The organism is Acinetobacter sp. B51(2017), assembly GCF_003711395.1.
Classification (GTDB): Bacteria; Pseudomonadota; Gammaproteobacteria; order Pseudomonadales; family Moraxellaceae; genus Acinetobacter.
On the sequence record NZ_PJRJ01000005.1, the window covers coordinates 62,553 to 79,118 of the forward strand.

Genomic DNA, 16,566 nt, shown 5'->3' on the forward strand with positions numbered 1-16,566 from the left:
TGATGTTTAGGGCGGGCAACCGCCCTTTTTTATGGTGAATATTGATGACAGAACAGGCCACAATCATTGCGCAAATGCGACAATTGATCCAAATCTTAGCCCAGCATAACCATGCCTATTACGTGATGGATCAACCGACCATTAGCGATAGTGAATATGACCAACTGTTTCACCAACTCAAAGCCTTAGAACAGCAATATCCAGATGCCGTGCAAGCCGATACTCCAACTTTAAAGGTGGGTGGTCAGGCATTGTCAAAGTTTGAATCGGTAACGCATGTGGTACCAATGCTGTCTTTAGGCAACGTCTTTAATTACGAAGACTTACAAGCCTTTGCGCGTCGTATCGAAGAACGTTTGCCCAATCAAACGGTTGAATATGATGTTGAGCTGAAATTTGATGGTTTAGCGATTTCGCTGTGGTACGAAAACGGCGTGTTGACCCGTGGGGTAACGCGTGGTGATGGCGAAACTGGCGAAGATATTACCCAAAACGTCAAAACCATTCGTAACTTACCTAAAGTCATTCAGTTAGCCGATGGCAGCGTACCTAAACTGTTAGAAGTGCGCGGTGAAGTGCTGATGCCTAAAGCCGGCTTTGAAAAACTGAATGCCGATAACGAAGCGCGTGGCGAAAAAACTTTTGCCAATCCACGTAATGCAGCAGCAGGAAGTTTACGTCAGCTTGATCCAAACATTGCCGCAGCGCGTCCTTTGGCATTTTATGCCTATGGTATTGCCCAGTGCGAGCCACATCACGGTTTAACCAGCATGTCAGCGAGCCTTGAATGGCTTAATCAACTCGGCTTTGCCGTGGGCGAGCGTCATTTTGTTTGTGACTCAATTGAAGCTGTACAAGCCGCTTATGAACAAATTAACCGTGAACGTCCGGAATTGTTGGTCGAAATTGACGGTATGGTGATTAAAGTCAATGACTTGAAACAACAGCAAAGCTTAGGTTTTTTAAGCCGTGAACCACGTTGGGCTACTGCTTATAAGTTCCCTGCGGTGGCAGCACTGACTACAGTCGATAACATTGATTGGCAAGTGGGGCGTACAGGCACACTTACCCCTGTGGCACGTTTAAACCCTGTCGCAGTCGGTGGTGTTACAGTCTCCAACGTAACCCTACATAATATTGGTGAAATTCACCGTTTAGATGTACGTGTTGGCGATACGGTAAGCGTGTACCGTAGCGGTGATGTCATTCCAAAAGTCGAAAAAGTTTGGCCGGAATTTCGTCCTGTAGACACAGTTGAGGTGCAGCTTCCTGCTAACTGCCCAGTGTGTGATTCGCCTGTGGTGATGCCAGAGGGCGAAGCACTCGCACGTTGTTCAGGTGGTTTGTATTGTGCCGCACAGCGCATCGAAGCCATTCGTCACTTTGTTTCACGTAAAGCTTTGGATATTGAAGGCTTGGGCGATCGTTGGGTGGAATCGTTATTACATCTCGATTTACTGAAAGATGTAGCTGATATCTACCATTTGCATGAGCATCGTGAACAGCTGCTGACCATTGAAAAAATGGGCGAAAAATCCGTGCAAAACCTGATTGATTCGATTGAAAAAAGTAAGAAAACCACGCTAGCAGCCTTTATTTATGCGCTTGGGATTCGTGGCGTGGGTGAAACCACCGCACGTATGCTTGCCAATACTTTCCAAACTTTAGAGGCGCTTAAAGCTGCTGATTTAGAGGCGTTAAAGAAAACTCCAGATGTGGGTGAGATTACTGCCGAATGGATTTTAGATTTCTTCCAAGCCGAACATAATTTGGAAGTGGTCGGGCGTTTAATTGAGGCGGGTATTCATTGGGATGCACCGATTGCGCCAACGCGTCAACCATTGAATGGCGAAAGCTGGGTAGTCACAGGTACATTAAGCACAATGGGACGTGATGAAGCCACCCAATTGCTACAAGCCTTAGGTGCACGCGTGAGTGGCAGTGTTTCAAGTAAAACCAAATGTTTGGTCGCAGGTGAAAAAGCCGGCTCTAAATTAGACAAAGCAGAAAAATTGGGCATTCCTGTATTAAATGAAGAACAGTTTATTGCCCTAATGAAACAGCATGGTCAAATCGAGAATTAATCTTTTTAAACCATGACTTAAATCAAAAAGACACCGAGGATCATTCATCTTACGGTGTCTTTTTTTATGGCGCTTAAGCAAGGAGCAAGGTTGCTGCGTAGAGGTAGCGTGATCGACAAATAAAAACACAGGGTCGTCATTGTGACTTGAATTCACGTACAATATCGGTTCATTTGCAGGTTTAAAGCCTGCCTTAATGATTCTATTCTCCCGTTGATGATTGGCATAAATATGGCGCACGCAAAGAAATCTTTTCCGCAGCAAAAATCAGAACTCCATGCACGAAATCTGCATCGCAGTCGTTACGATTTTCCTGAGCTGATCAAGAGCTGTCCGGAACTTGCAGCGTTTGTGCGTCCAAATCAATATGATGATCTTTCCATCAACTTTTCTGATCCACAGGCTGTGAAAATGCTCAATAAAGCTTTGCTCAAGCATTTTTATGCCATTCAATATTGGGATATTCCCAAAGATTATCTGTGTCCACCAATTCCCGGTCGAGCTGACTATATTCACTATTTGGCTGACCTGTTGAGTGATCAGAATAAAGGTCAGATACCAACTGGACCTTTAATTCAAGTGTTAGATATTGGGGTGGGCGCGAACTGTATTTATCCGATCATTGGGCGTCAAAGCTATGGGTGGAAATTTGTTGGCTCAGATATTCATGCTGCATCGGTGAAAAGTGCACAATTTATTGTCGAGGCAAATCCAAATCTAAACAAAGGTATTCAGATTCGCTTGCAAAAGACCCCGAGTAATATTTTTAAAGGGGTGATTAAACCCTCAGATCGTTTTGATTTGACCCTATGTAACCCACCATTTCATGCTTCACAAGATGAAGCCAATGCCACAGCCACGCAAAAATTACGCAAACTGGGTCAAGCACTCGATCGCACTAAGGTGGTATTAAACTTTGGCGGGCAAAAGAATGAGTTATGGTGTGAGGGTGGTGAAGCACGCTTTGTGTGTCAGATGGTGCAAGAAAGTACCCAGTTTGCAGAGCAATGTCTGTGGTTTAGTACATTGGTATCTAAGAAAAGCACATTGCCGATGTTACTTAAGACTTTGGCTAAGAGCGGTGCGGTGGATGTAAAAACCATTAAAATGGCACAGGGTCAAAAAGAAAGCCGTTTTGTCGCTTGGACGTTCTTAGACGCAAAGCAACAACAAGCATGGAAAAATGCGCGTTGGACTTCAGCTTAAGCTCATTCTTCTAATAATTGTGAGCTTGTCAGTGCATACACATGGACAAGCTCAAGGTTTAGCGATGAAGGTTGTCCTGATAAATTCACTATTTTTGCTTTGCATAGCGCTACAGGTGAACAAGATTTTCAATCAAGTTACAAAAAAAAATACGCGATAAAACGCCTTGAATTCTGTTCATCTAAGCCTAGTTTTAAGTGCAAGCACTTGTTTTATAAGTGGCTATTTGTTTAATTTAAATGCAAATGCACATAGTTATCATTTAATTTTCATAAAAATCATTAACTTACGAAATAATTACTTTGCAAAATACAATAAAATCCGAGATAATTTTTACAGAATTAATAAATCAAAGTATTGGAGATGGATGATGCGTGGCAATCCAGAGGTTGTAGATTATTTGAATATGCTGATTGGTGGCGAACTGGCTGCTCGTGATCAATACCTGATCCATTCTCGTATGTAAGAAGATTGGGGTCTAAGCAAAATCTTTGAACGTATTGATCATGAAATGCAAGAAGAAGCACAACATGCCGATGCGATTATTCGTCGTGTATTGTTCTTAGAAGGCACACCAAATATGCAACGTGACGACATTAATGTCGGTACGGATGTGGTGAGCTGCTTAAAAGCCGATTTAGAACTCGAATACGAAGTACGTGCCAAGTTGGCGGCAGGGGTTAAACTCTGTGAAGAAAAAGGCGATTACATTACCCGTGATATGCTGCGCCAACAAATGTCAGATACCGAAGAAGACCATACCTATTGGTTAGAAAAACAATTACGTTTAATTGATTTAATTGGTTTACAAAACTATATTCAATCGCAAATGTAATAAAAAAAGCCGCGAATCGCGGCTTTTTTTATGCTTTACAACTTAGAACTTTTTAAAGCCCTTATTGATGCCATAAGGCTTACGACCTGCATCGTCACGGTCACGACGATCGTCACGGCGTTCGCCACGTTCACGCGGTGGAATAGAAGGTGTACCTTCGTTGTCACGACGTTGTTGACGTAAGAAACCGCCACGACGTGCATTCAGTGGTTTGTCTTGCATACGTTCAGTACGGCGTTTTGCCATACCATATAGACCAGTACCTTGACGTGGTTTTAACTCAACTGATTTGGTTAAGTTATCAATATCGTTCTTATCAAGTTCAATCCAACGACCTGTACGTAATTCACGCGGTAAAATCACTGAACCATAACGCGTACGTAATAAACGGCTGACTTTTAGACCTTGTGATTCAAAGATACGACGTACTTCACGGTTACGACCTTCTTTTACCACCACTTGGTACCAACGGTTAATCCCGTCACCACCAATTTCAGAGAACGATTCAAATTTCGCAGGACCGTCATCTAATACAACGCCCTTAAGCATGTTGTTTTTAAGCTGTGGTGTGACTTCACCCATGACACGAACTGCGTATTCACGCTCGATTTCATTTGATGGATGCATTAAACGGTTAGCCAGTTCACCATCGTTTGTGAATAACAATAAGCCAGTTGAGTTAATGTCTAGACGACCCACCATGACCCAGCGATCACCGGCTAAAGTTGGTAAGTTATCAAATACCGTTGGGCGTTTTTCTGGGTCGTTACGTGAACAGATTTCGCCTTCTGGTTTGTAGTAAATTAATACGCGACGACGGATTTCGTCTTCGATTTGGAACTGCACTTTACGACCATCGATACGAAGCTCATCGCCTGGCTCAATACGTTCACCGACTTGGGCCACTTGACCATTGACACTTACGCGACCCGCGGCAATGACTTCTTCCATATAACGGCGAGAACCCAAACCAACGCGTGCCAGTACCTTTTGCAATTTTTCACTCATGACAGCATAACCTTAGAAATTATCACAACAGTCCACCTATTTATGAGCTAAGTGCCTGAGCACCCAACACCACAAAAGCTTCCTTGGCATCCTGTAGGGGAGGCAGTTGATCTAAGGAATTTAGACCAAATGCATTTAAAAATTGAGGCGTCGTAACCAACAACGCCGGTTTTCCTGGGAGTTCACGAAAACCAGACTCTTTGATCCAGTTCCAATCAAATAATGTGCGTATTACTTGGCTATTATTTGACACTCCACGAATTTGTTCAATGTCTGCTCGGGTTACTGGTTGATGATAAGCAATCACAGCAAGTGTTTCGAGCATGGATGGTGACAGACGAGTTGGTCGTTCTGGCCATGTTTGCGCAATGATCGGTTGATACTTTGCACGCACTTGAAAACGGAAACCTTGCGCGGTTTCCACAAGTTCAATTGATCTGCCGTGTTGTAGCACAGCAAGTTGTTGCAAATATTGACGTAAATCAGCTTTGGAATAGGCGTCGCCTAAAGCCTCTTTTAAACGTGAAATTGGCATAGGGGTATCGCTGGCAAAAATCAATGCCTCAAGCAACATGAGCACTTCATGCTGTTGTTCGACTTGACTCATGCCATCACCCCTTGAATCTGTAATGTATGTTGGCTGCCATCACTAATAATCTGTACTTTTTGCTGACGGGTCAGTTCAAGTACTGCCATAAAGGTCACCACCATGCCCATACGCCCTTGGCTGGGTTGTAGTAGCTGGGTAAAATCCAAAACTTGCCCTGAGGTAATTTTCGTTTCAATAAAGGCAATGCGTTCTTCTAGAAGTACTGGCTCTGCTTTAACCGCATGGGTGACAGGTTCAGGACGCTGGAAAATACACAGCATGGCATCGCGTAATTGACTGGCAGCAAACCCCGTTGGCACATCATCCAGCTGTTCGACTTTGCCAATATGCGCAGGGAAGGTATCGCGCTCTAAAACTGACATCTGCCCTAAACGTTCAGCAGCCTGTTTAATACGTAAATAGGTTTCTAAGCGTTCTACTAAATCTTTTTGTGGATCTTTTTCGAGTTGAATTTTTGCGGCTTTAGGTAGTAATAAACGGGATTTTAAATCGGCAAGTAAAGCTGCCATCACCATATAATCAGCAGTCAGTTCGATGTTTAAACTTTTCATGCTGTCAATGTAGGATAAATATTGATTGGCAATCGGCGCAATGTCGAGTTGTAATAAATTAAAGCCGTTTTTTTGAATCAGATAAATTAAAAAGTCGAGCGGGCCTTCGAAATGCTCTAACAAGATTTCAAATGCAGCAGGAGGAATATATAAATCCTCAGGAATCGTCTCTTGCCACTCATCCAAAACGCGGATGTGCGGGGCGTGTGCCAAAGCAGGTTGGACAGATTGATTCATTACAGTTATGAGCCACGCGAATTTTCAAAGGCATGAAAAATTATTTCAACAAAAAGGGAAGTTGAAATAACAAATACAAGAATGCGCTTAGTGTAAAGCAAAACGGTCTGTGAATAAATTACTTACATCGGCAAATGTCAAAAAAAGCCCAAAATAAATATCGGTCATTTATTTGTGTGATATTTCAATCAATTAAAATGACCGATATTAAGTACTTTGCCTAAAATACAAGCGAATTGTGGCTGAGTTGCATAAAATGTATCAGTAAAGATTAGCGAAAAGCGCTGGTATCTCCCACACCTTCACGGATCACCACAGGATAATCACCAGATAAATCGATAATACTGGTGGTTGACAGTGTACCTAAGCCCCCATCAATCAAGACATCAATTCTTTTACCAAGCTGCATTTCAATCTCATAAGGATCATCTAAAGGATCATTTTGCCCTGGCAAGATTAAAGTTGAGGTCAGTAAAGGTTCACCGAGCTCTTTGAGTAACATTCGGCAAATAGGGTGGGTGGGAATCCGTAAACCAATGGTTTTCTTTTTGGGATGCATCAGGCGTTTCGGCACTTCACTGGTGGCCGGTAAAATAAAAGTGCTAATGGCTGGGGTATTATTTTTGAGTAAACGATACATGGCGTTGTCTACCCGCGCATAGGTGGCAATATCTGATAGATCACAACATAAGATCGCATATTGATGTTTGGCATCCAGTTGACGAATTTGGGCGATGCGTTCCATGGCGGCTTTATTACCAATTTGGCAACCAATCGCATAGGCGGCATCGGTAGGATAGACCACTACATCACCAGCGCGTATACGCTCCACGGCTTGGCTAATCAGACGTGGCTGAGGGTTATCTGGATGAATTCTTAAGTGCAGCATGGTGTTCTCCCAATATTGTTGTGTTTATCAAGCGGGCACGTATTGAAACGGCTGGCAGGGAATCGTTTTATTATGCGCAGGATTGACCTGCGCTGTGAGGCAATTGTGTAATTATAAGGGATGACTTAATCCAATTCAGTTCGTAAAAATTCAGCGCTTTGTAAGCTTTTGCCACTTCGAGTGCAGGCACAAATACATTCAATAAAATGTGCAGCATCGCGCGGTAACTTAGCTTCGCCATTAAAATAACCTTGTACTTGAGCATAAACATTGTCTTTAAAGCTTGTGCCATCACCGCCATCGCCCGTTAAATTATCTAAAGAGACACGAAATTTACGTCCAAAGGCTTTGGCAAATAACCATTCAATGGCTTGTGGTTTGATTTCCACTTGCTCAAACAGGCTTTGTTGTTCTTTGCTTCTACCATCTGGAGCATACCAATAGCCTAAATCGGGCAGTTTGCGCCGTGCATCTCCGGCAATCGTCCAATGACTAATTTCATGTAATGCGCTATTAAAGAAGCCATGCGCAAATTGAATGCGTGCGCAACTCTCTGATGTTGCAGGGAAATATTCTGGTTCAAAATCACCTTTCACCAAAGTCACATTTAGGTGGGAAAACCAGTGATTAAAGTGTAAGATAAGCCAATCTACCTGTTGAGCTTCAGTTTGCAGATTAATCCATGGTGCGAGTTGCACGCGGTCTACGGAATCGATCAAACTTGAACGAGTAGGAGAGTTTAACTGTAATGAAGTTGTGACTTCAGGTTGCGGCTGCAACTGCTGCATGACTTGTATTACCCAAATGATCTGTCTGAATAAGTACAAAATTGTATCTTAATCTTTGACAGAGTACTTATGAATTTGTAGAATTGCCGCCTTAATTATGTCAGCAAATACCTTTCCGGCACAGATTGAGCCGTTTAAATGGGCTGAACAGGGCTTTACATGGTCAGGTACCCTGCCATTGTCTCGCTTTGTTCGTATTGCTCGTGAAGCTGTTGGATCAATTGATGATCAATTGATTACCATAGACTGTAAGCTATCAATGGATGCGTATCATCGCATTGTATGGTTAGATGGCAGTGTTGAAACAAAAGTCCCAATGGAGTGCCAACGTTGTTTGGAACCTGTTGAGATTCCACTTGTTTTGGATTTTCATTTAGCCTTAGTCGATGATGAGTCACTGATAGAGCGCTTGGATGAGGATGCTGATTTCATCGTTTTAGGTGAAAGTGAAGCAACAACCAAAGGTTCATATGATGCACCTGCGACTGCTGACTTACTCTCACTGATAGAAGATGAATTGTTATTGTTGTTGCCGTTGTCTGCTAAGCATGATGCTTGCGAACATCAGCATCAACCTGCCATTCAAGACATTGTCGAAGAAAAACGCGATAATCCGTTTGATGTTTTGTCAAGTTTGAAAGGTAAACTTAACTAAATCGTGATATACTATTTGGTTAAGACAACTGAATTTGTTCTGATCCATTTTTTCGATATTTGTAAGGAGCCATCATGGCCGTTCAGCAAAACCGTAAAAGTCGCTCTCGCCGTGACATGCGCCGTTCACATGACGCTTTAACCGAGAATGCATTAACTGTAGACCAAGCTACTGGCGAGACTCACCGTCGTCACCACGTATCTAAAGATGGTGTATACCGTGGTCGTCAATTATTCGCTAAAGCATCTGCTGAATAATTGTTGATGCATTAAGCTTTAAGCTTAGTGAAAAAAATGGGAGCGTTAAGCTCCCTTTTTTTGTCGCTATTTTTGTTGTATTTGGCAATTACCAAAGCCATGTTTAAGTGTTAAATTCGCCTCCATTGAGCTAAAAACAACATGAAAGGATTTTTCTATGTCGGCAAATCGACTTGATCAAGCCGCTCAAGCCACCCAAACTGCTTTTGTTTTCCCAGGTCAGGGTTCACAAAAAATGGGGATGCTTGCGGATTTAGCTGCCCAGTTTCCAGTGATTGAAGAAACCTTCAAAGAAGCATCAGCAGCAGTAGGTTTTGACCTCTGGCATATTGCACAAAGTGGTGAAGGGATTAATGAAACCCAATACACCCAGCCAGTTTTACTGACCGCAAGTATTGCGCTTTGGCGTTTATGGTTAGATTTAGGTGGTGTAGCACCAAAATTCTTAGCCGGTCATTCACTCGGTGAATACAGTGCTTTAGTTGCGGCTGGCAGTTTAAGCCTAGCTGATGCGGCAAAATTAGTGTATTTACGTGGTCAATTGATGCAACAAGCTGTGCCACAAGGTGCTGGCGCCATGGCTGCCATCTTAGGCTTTGAAGATGCCAAAGTAGTAGAACTTTGTGCACAAATTTCAGCACAAGATTTTGGTTCAGTTGAAGCTGCGAACTATAATGCCAACGGTCAAGTTGTGGTTGCAGGCACTAAAGCTGCAGTTGATGCTTTAATTGCATTAGTGAAAGAAAATTCAGGTAAAGCGATTGCATTACCTGTATCGGTACCTTCACATTGTTCACTGATGAAACCTGCAGCGGAAAAATTTGCTGAGGCATTGGAACAAACGGCCATTGAGCTACCATGTATTCCTGTAATACAAAATGTAAACGCAAAAGCAGCGCAAACTGTTGATGAAGTTCGCCTTGCATTAACGGCTCAATTATACGAGTCTGTGCAGTGGACTAAGACCATGCAAGTATTTGAACAACAAGGTATTCATTACCTCATGGAATGTGGTCCGGGTAACGTACTTGCCAATCTTGCGAAGCGTTTGCCAAACATTGAAAAAGCTTTTCCGCTTGATACCCAAGCGCGAATGGAAGATGCATTAAACGCCGTTTTAGTGGCAGAAGGGAAAATTGCATGACACAAGAGCGTAAAATTGCTTTAGTTACTGGTGCAAGCCGTGGCATTGGTGCTGCCATTGCAGCGCAATTGATTCAAGATGGTTTTTTTGTGGTGGGGACAGCCACTTCTGAAAGTGGTGCAGAAAAACTAAGCGCACAATTTGCAGACAATGGCGCAGGCCGTGTACTTGATGTACGTGATGGTGCAGCGATTGATGCTTTAGTGGGCGACATCGAGCAAAATTTTGGCCCAGTATTGGTCTTAGTTAATAACGCTGGGATTACCAAAGATAACTTATTATTGCGTATGTCTGAAGATGATTGGGATGACATTCTGACCATTCATTTAAAAGCAGTCTATCGCTTATCAAAACGTGTGCTTAAAGGTATGACCAAGGCACGTTTTGGCCGCATTATTAACATTAGCTCTGTGGTTGCACATTTTGCCAACCCAGGTCAGTCAAACTACTCTGCTGCTAAAGCGGGTATGGAAGCATTTAGCCGTAGCCTTGCCAAAGAAATGGGTAGCCGTCAAATTACGGTGAACTCTGTAGCACCGGGCTTTATTGCAACAGAAATGACTGAACAGCTGAATGAAGAAATTCGTAAAAAAATGAGTGATCAAGTGGCACTTAACCGTTTTGGTGCGCCACAAGACATTGCGAATGCAGTAAGCTTCTTGGCTTCTGAGAAGGCAAGCTACATTACTGGTACTGTACTCCATGTAAACGGTGGTCTTTACATGAACTAATTGATTCATGTAGAAACTTTCCAAATTTACTAGATTCAATTACACTTAACCGCAAATTAAAAAACGCTACAAAGCATTGAGGAGAATTCCTGTGAGCGATATCGAACTACGCGTAAAACAAGCAGTTGCAGAACAACTTGGTATTAAAGTTGAAGACATCAAAAACGAAGCATCTTTCATGGATGACTTAGGTGCTGACTCTTTAGACTTAGTTGAACTTGTAATGTCTTTCGAAAACGACTTTGACATCACAATTCCAGATGAAGATTCTAACGAAATCACAACTGTACAATCTGCAATTGACTACGTTTCTAAGAAACTAGGTTAATTCTAGATTAAGCATCTTGCTTAAAAAAAGCCACTCATTTGAGTGGCTTTTTTACTTACATAACTTAACTGATTACTACCAAACACTAGCAGCCCAATGACAAGAGATTGAGTATAAAAATAAAGCCAACTACAAATACACAATAACAATTGGAGTAATCTATGGGTTTATTTGATTTCGTCAAAGGAATTGGTAAAAAAAATACGGCACCAGCCGAGCCACAACCGCAAGCTGCAACACCTAGCGAACCATCTGCACAAGAAGTAGCAAATCAATTATTGGGTTTAATTAAAAGCTTAGGTCTAGGGGTGGAAGGTTTATCTGTGACGTATAATGGTGCTGCTGATGTGGCGACTATTAAAGGACAAGTGAAAAGCCAAGCAGATAAAGAAAAGATCGTATTAGCCGTGGGGAATGTTGACCATGTGGCTCAGGTAGATGATCAAATGACAGTTGTTGAAGCTGCACCTGAAAGCCAATTTTAAACAGTAAAATCTGGTGATAATTTATCTAAAATTGCTAAACAATATTATGGCGACGCCAACCAATATAATAAAATTTTTGAAGCCAATAGACCATTGCTTAAAAATGCCGATGACATTTTCCCTGGTCAAGTTTTGCGTATTCCAAGTTAAAATATACAGCACAAAAGAGGAGCTTCGGCTCCTTTTTTTATGTTTTAAAGTTTTTGATTTATTGGTTTTTCTTGGTAATAAACACTCAGTTTTGGTAGATATCGTCATTGAAATTTTAGCTTTATAAAAGTCTAAAAAATAATCATTGAAAACTGTAAAAATTATGTTTTTTTATATGTTTTTTTGTAATTAAATTTTGTATCTAATTGTTTTTAATATTGATGTGATGTATCTAACACTTGCTAGAAAAATTGTGATTATTTTTACTTGAATTGGTCTATATTTCTCGCATTAAATCAACATGATTTAGATCAAATTATTGCTCTAATATAGTGACACTTTTACATTTTTTTAAAAAAAACTATATTACAGCTGCTGTTTTTTTATTTTTTTCTCACTTTATAACAATTTTTGCTATTTAAGTCATTTGGAGACTTCTATTTATGGCACAAGTCCAAGTCATTTCTAAAGCAGCTCACACTGCTTCGGAAACAACGACCTCGAATAAAATCACGTTACAAGAACCTTGTGTAGTTGTTATTAAAGGTTCGCCGCAGGATGTACAGCAATTAGAGCGTAATGGCAATGATCTAGTTGTAACTTTCAAAAATGGTGAAATCCTCATTGTTGCGAATTACTTTGATGCCAACGCTAATCATGACATCGTGTTTGCCGATGAAAATGGTCAGTTACATATTTTAGAAGTGCCTAGTGATGCGGCCAATCCTCTTGCAGTCAATTACAACCCAATTGAAGAGATTGAACCACTACTTGATAGCCAAAGCTCAGATTTATTACCGTGGTTAGCACCGATTGTGACGACTGCGGGCATTTTAGCGTGGGCGAATGATTCTGATTCAAGCCGTCGTAGCGATGATTCAGACTCAGATGCAGATTCAGATAGCGACTCTGATTCGGACAGCGACTCAGACTCAGATAGCGACTCTGATTCAGATAGCGATTCAGACTCGGATAGCGACTCTGATTCAGATAGCGATTCAGATTCAGACAGTGATTCAGACTCTGATAGCGACTCAGATTCGGATAGTGACTCTGATTCAGATAGCGATTCAGATTCGGACAGTGATTCAGACTCAGATAGCGACTCTGATTCGGACAGCGATTCAGATTCGGACAGCGATTCGGACTCAGATAGCGACTCGGATTCGGACAGCGATTCAGACTCCGATAGCGACTCGGATTCGGACAGCGATTCTGATTCTGACAGCGACTCTGATTCTGACAGCGACTCAGATTCGGATAGTGACTCAGACTCGGACAGCGACTCAGATTCGGATAGCGACTCAGATTCGGATAGTGACTCTGATTCAGATAGCGATTCAGATTCGGATAGCGACTCAGATTCGGATAGTGACTCTGATTCAGATAGCGATTCAGATTCGGACAGCGATTCAGACTCAGATAGCGACTCGGATTCGGACAGCGATTCAGACTCAGATAGCGACTCTGATTCAGACAGCGATTCGGATTCGGATAGCGACTCGGATTCAGACTCAGACAGCGATTCAGACTCGGACAGCGATTCAGATTCGGACAGCGACTCTGATTCAGATAGCGATTCAGATTCAGACAGTGATTCAGATTCAGATAGCGACTCTGATTCTGACAGCGATTCAGATTCGGATAGCGATTCAGATTCGGACAGCGACTCAGATTCGGATAGCGACTCTGATTCGGACAGCGATTCGGATTCAGACAGCGACTCTGATTCGGACAGTGACTCAGATTCGGATAGCGACTCCGACTCGGACAGCGACTCAGATTCGGATAGTGACTCAGACTCGGACAGCGACTCAGATTCGGATAGCGACTCAGATTCTGACAGCGATTCGGACTCAGACAGTGACTCGGATTCGGACAGCGATTCAGACTCTGATAGCGACTCTGATTCGGACAGCGACTCAGATTCGGACAGCGATTCAGACTCTGATAGCGATTCGGATTCGGACAGTGATTCAGATTCGGACACCGATGCGGACTCAGATAGCGACTCAGACTCGGATAGCGATTCAGACTCTGATGCTGAAGACATCACTGAGCCAGAGGTTAAGTTGGCGCAAAATTCAAAATCATCCGTGTTATTAACTTCAAATGAGGCCGGTGATTACAGCATTACAGCGGGTGGACAAACTTATACTGGTACAATTGCAGCCAACCAATCAATCACCGTGACTTTTGACCAGCCACTTGCAGAAAATGAAACAGTGACTGCAACAGTGACGGACGCTGCAGGCAATACAGGTCAAGCAAACCTAGTTGCCGATGTGACTGATCCACAGGTTGAATTAACTCAAATTGCACCAGACACAGTTGTATTAATCTCAGATGAAGATGGTACCTATGTCGTCACTGTAGATGGTGTCAGCTATGCAGGTGACATTACAGCCAATGAAATGGTGACTGTGACATTATCTCCAGCCTTAACAGATGGCCAAGACGTCGTAGCTTATGTCTCTGATGCAGTGAACAACACAGGCAAAGCACAACTCATTGCTGATGTGACGGAACCGACTGTAGAGCTTGAACAAACTTCGCCTGAAAGTGTAGAAATCACGTCAAATGAAGATGGTGAATATACACTCAGCATTGGTGATGACGTTTACACGGGTGAGATTAAAGCTGGAGAAACGCTAGAAATTCCACTAGATCGTCCATTAACTGAAGGCGAAGAAATTGTTGCCGAAGTGAAAGATCAAGCGGGTAATACAGGTGAAACCACTTTAGTTGCCGATGTGACGAAACCGACTGTAGAGCTTGAACAAGCTTCACCTGAAACTGTAGAAATCACATCAAATGAAGATGGCGAATATACAGTCAGCATTGGTGATGATGTTTACACGGGTGAGATTAAAGCTGGAGAAACGCTAGAAATTCCACTGGATCGTCCATTAACTGAAGGCGAAGAAATCATTGCTGAAGTGAAAGATCAAGCCGGTAATACAGGTGAAACCACTTTAGTTGCTGATGTGACTCCACCAACAGTGACAGTGAATCAAACAGCAGACAATAGTGTAGTCCTGACTTCAACTGAAGATGGCGAATATACAGTCACTATTGGTGAGCAAACATATACAGGTAGCATCGCTAAAGACGAAGTTGTGACGATTGAGTTGCAGGATGTTGCGGCAGGTACACCTGAAGTGACTGCACAAGTTACCGACCAAGCTGGTAATACAGGATCGGCGAGCACAACACTTGACTTACAAGCACCAACGGTTGTAGTACGTCAGACAGACCCACTAACATTGGTACTCACTTCTGATGGAGATGGCTCATATACAGTAACTGCGGGTGGACAGACCTTTACTGGTCAAGTGACAGCAGGTACGCCAGTGGAGCTGAGCTTAACTACAGCTTTAAATGGTGGTGATAAGATCGAAGCTACAGTGCGAGATAGTTTTGGTAATGCTGGTCAGTTTGAAAATAGCGTACCTGTTGCAGTGGCCAATGGTAATACTTTATTAGGTTTAGTGGGACTAGATGTTGCAGGTTTAATTGACTTAAATCAGCAAATGTTTGCAGCATTAGATCCTGACAATAATTTAAGCAAAGTTGAAATTACCCAAGGCGGTTTCATTTCTGTAGTTGCATTGCAATTTGGCTATTCACAACAACTCGCACAACAGTTTGGTCTAAAAATTACTTCTGTGAAAGGAGATAGCTTATTAGGCCTAGGCTTAGTGCAATTGTCTGCATCGAGTATTGTGATTGAAGCGCTTGATGGCGGTACTTTAGATAACCAGAAAGTATTGGAATTCTTAGCCACAGTTGCCTTAGAGCCACAAACAGGTGTGTTGGGTCTGAGTGGATTGCTAGGCAGTATCTTGCAATTAGATGTATTACAGAAGCTGACGGTGACGGTAACAGATGAATACGGCAGCAGTAACACATCCGATTTAGCTTCATTGTTGGGTGCTGAAGTTTTAGATAATCTACTTGCGGGTCAAACCATCTATGAAGGTGTAGATAAGAATGTTAATGCATTGCTAGATGATACGCTTGATCAATCTCAAGCAACTCAATCAGTGCGTTTATATGGCCATGACGGCCATGACGTACTCATGGGTGGTCAAGGCAATGATGTGATTCGTGGCGGTAATGGTAATGATACCCTGAATGGTGGTGCAGGCGATGACTACTTAGTAGGTGGTGCAGGTAATGACGGCATTACAGGTGGTGCGGGTACAGATATTGTATTCTTTGAACTCCTGAATGCAGAGGATGCAACAGGTGGTAATGGTGTAGATACATGGAATGACTTCCATGTGGGCGATACTGCAACTGATGCTGAAGCTGATGTTGTTGATGTACGTGAATTATTAGGTGATGAAGTCACAGCTGATAATATTGATCAATACTTAAGTGTTGAACAAGATGCTGAAGGCAATGTGACTTTAAACATTGATCGTGATGGTCAAGCTGATAGTTTCCAAAGCACAGTGTTAATTCATTTAGGTCAGCAAGCAGCAGACTTAAGTTTGCAGCAGTTATTAGAAAATAATCAAATTATCTTCTAATCCTCACTAATTCAGTTTTTTTCAATAAAACCCAAGCTTCAGCTTGGGTTTTTTAGTGAGGAGAGTGATT

General features: G+C 42.4%; 13 protein-coding genes and 2 pseudogenes. 10 read left to right on the top strand and 5 right to left on the bottom strand.

Features of this window, described 5'->3' with window-relative positions:
* The first annotated feature begins 44 nt into the window (after positions 1 to 44).
* The 3 genes and pseudogenes from ligA (at position 45) to ftn (ending at position 4,125) form a co-directional block, all read left to right on the top strand.
* Entirely contained in the window at positions 45 to 2,084 is a 2,040-nt protein-coding gene (gene ligA / locus CYK47_RS03950; RefSeq protein WP_122899131.1) for an NAD-dependent DNA ligase LigA, read from the top strand.
* 231 nt (positions 2,085 to 2,315) lie between these two features.
* Complete coding sequence (gene rlmF, locus CYK47_RS03955; protein WP_122899133.1) at positions 2,316 to 3,290, top strand: 23S rRNA (adenine(1618)-N(6))-methyltransferase RlmF; 975 nt, start codon at positions 2,316 to 2,318, stop codon at positions 3,288 to 3,290.
* A gap of 370 nt (positions 3,291 to 3,660) precedes the next feature.
* Positions 3,661 to 4,125, top strand: a pseudogene (gene ftn, locus CYK47_RS03960) (heteropolymeric bacterioferritin subunit Ftn).
* Positions 4,126 to 4,167: 42 nt separating this feature from the next.
* Here ftn and rluB read toward each other — a convergent pair.
* From rluB to CYK47_RS03985, 5 genes are all read right to left on the bottom strand, one after another.
* Positions 4,168 to 5,133, bottom strand: coding sequence for a 23S rRNA pseudouridine(2605) synthase RluB (gene rluB / locus CYK47_RS03965; RefSeq protein ID WP_122899135.1), 966 nt, complete (start codon positions 5,131 to 5,133; stop codon positions 4,168 to 4,170).
* A gap of 40 nt (positions 5,134 to 5,173) precedes the next feature.
* Complete coding sequence (scpB, locus tag CYK47_RS03970) at positions 5,174 to 5,740, bottom strand: SMC-Scp complex subunit ScpB (protein WP_122899137.1); 567 nt, start codon at positions 5,738 to 5,740, stop codon at positions 5,174 to 5,176.
* Positions 5,737 to 6,531, bottom strand: coding sequence for a segregation and condensation protein A (locus CYK47_RS03975; RefSeq protein ID WP_122899139.1), 795 nt, complete (start codon positions 6,529 to 6,531; stop codon positions 5,737 to 5,739). The genes scpB and CYK47_RS03975 overlap by 4 nt, the downstream gene beginning before the upstream one ends.
* Before the next feature lie 271 nt (positions 6,532 to 6,802).
* On the bottom strand, positions 6,803 to 7,420 hold the full coding sequence (locus tag CYK47_RS03980; RefSeq protein WP_122899141.1) for an L-threonylcarbamoyladenylate synthase: 618 nt from the start codon (positions 7,418 to 7,420) through the stop codon (positions 6,803 to 6,805).
* A 125-nt stretch (positions 7,421 to 7,545) separates the two neighbouring features.
* Positions 7,546 to 8,208 (bottom strand): elongation factor P hydroxylase, encoded by a 663-nt coding sequence (locus CYK47_RS03985; RefSeq protein WP_122899143.1) that lies wholly within the window; start codon positions 8,206 to 8,208, stop codon positions 7,546 to 7,548.
* Between the two features lie 97 nt (positions 8,209 to 8,305).
* Here CYK47_RS03985 and CYK47_RS03990 point away from each other — a divergent pair, with 97 nt between their 5' ends.
* From CYK47_RS03990 to CYK47_RS15690, 7 genes and pseudogenes are all read left to right on the top strand, one after another.
* On the top strand, positions 8,306 to 8,863 hold the full coding sequence (locus CYK47_RS03990) for a YceD family protein (protein ID WP_122899145.1): 558 nt from the start codon (positions 8,306 to 8,308) through the stop codon (positions 8,861 to 8,863).
* 74 nt (positions 8,864 to 8,937) lie between these two features.
* The gene (gene rpmF, locus CYK47_RS03995) at positions 8,938 to 9,120 is read left to right on the top strand and encodes a 50S ribosomal protein L32 (RefSeq protein ID WP_122899147.1); all 183 of its coding nucleotides are present in this window, start codon (positions 8,938 to 8,940) and stop codon (positions 9,118 to 9,120) included.
* Between the two features lie 157 nt (positions 9,121 to 9,277).
* Positions 9,278 to 10,264, top strand: a complete 987-nt coding sequence (fabD, locus tag CYK47_RS04000; protein WP_122899148.1) for an ACP S-malonyltransferase — start codon at positions 9,278 to 9,280, stop codon at positions 10,262 to 10,264.
* Positions 10,261 to 10,995 carry a 3-oxoacyl-ACP reductase FabG gene (fabG, locus tag CYK47_RS04005; RefSeq protein WP_122899150.1) on the top strand — a complete coding sequence of 245 codons (735 nt, stop codon included), beginning with the start codon at positions 10,261 to 10,263 and terminating at the stop codon, positions 10,993 to 10,995. Before fabD ends, fabG begins: the two co-directional genes overlap by 4 nt.
* Positions 10,996 to 11,086: 91 nt before the next feature.
* Positions 11,087 to 11,323: an acyl carrier protein gene (gene acpP, locus CYK47_RS04010; RefSeq protein ID WP_122899152.1), complete on the top strand. Its 237-nt coding sequence runs from the start codon at positions 11,087 to 11,089 to the stop codon at positions 11,321 to 11,323.
* Between the two features lie 161 nt (positions 11,324 to 11,484).
* Positions 11,485 to 11,958: pseudogene (gene lysM / locus CYK47_RS04015) on the top strand (peptidoglycan-binding protein LysM).
* 443 nt (positions 11,959 to 12,401) lie between these two features.
* Complete coding sequence (locus tag CYK47_RS15690; RefSeq protein WP_252150243.1) at positions 12,402 to 16,496, top strand: BapA/Bap/LapF family prefix-like domain-containing protein; 4,095 nt, start codon at positions 12,402 to 12,404, stop codon at positions 16,494 to 16,496.
* Positions 16,497 to 16,566: the final 70 nt, after the last annotated feature.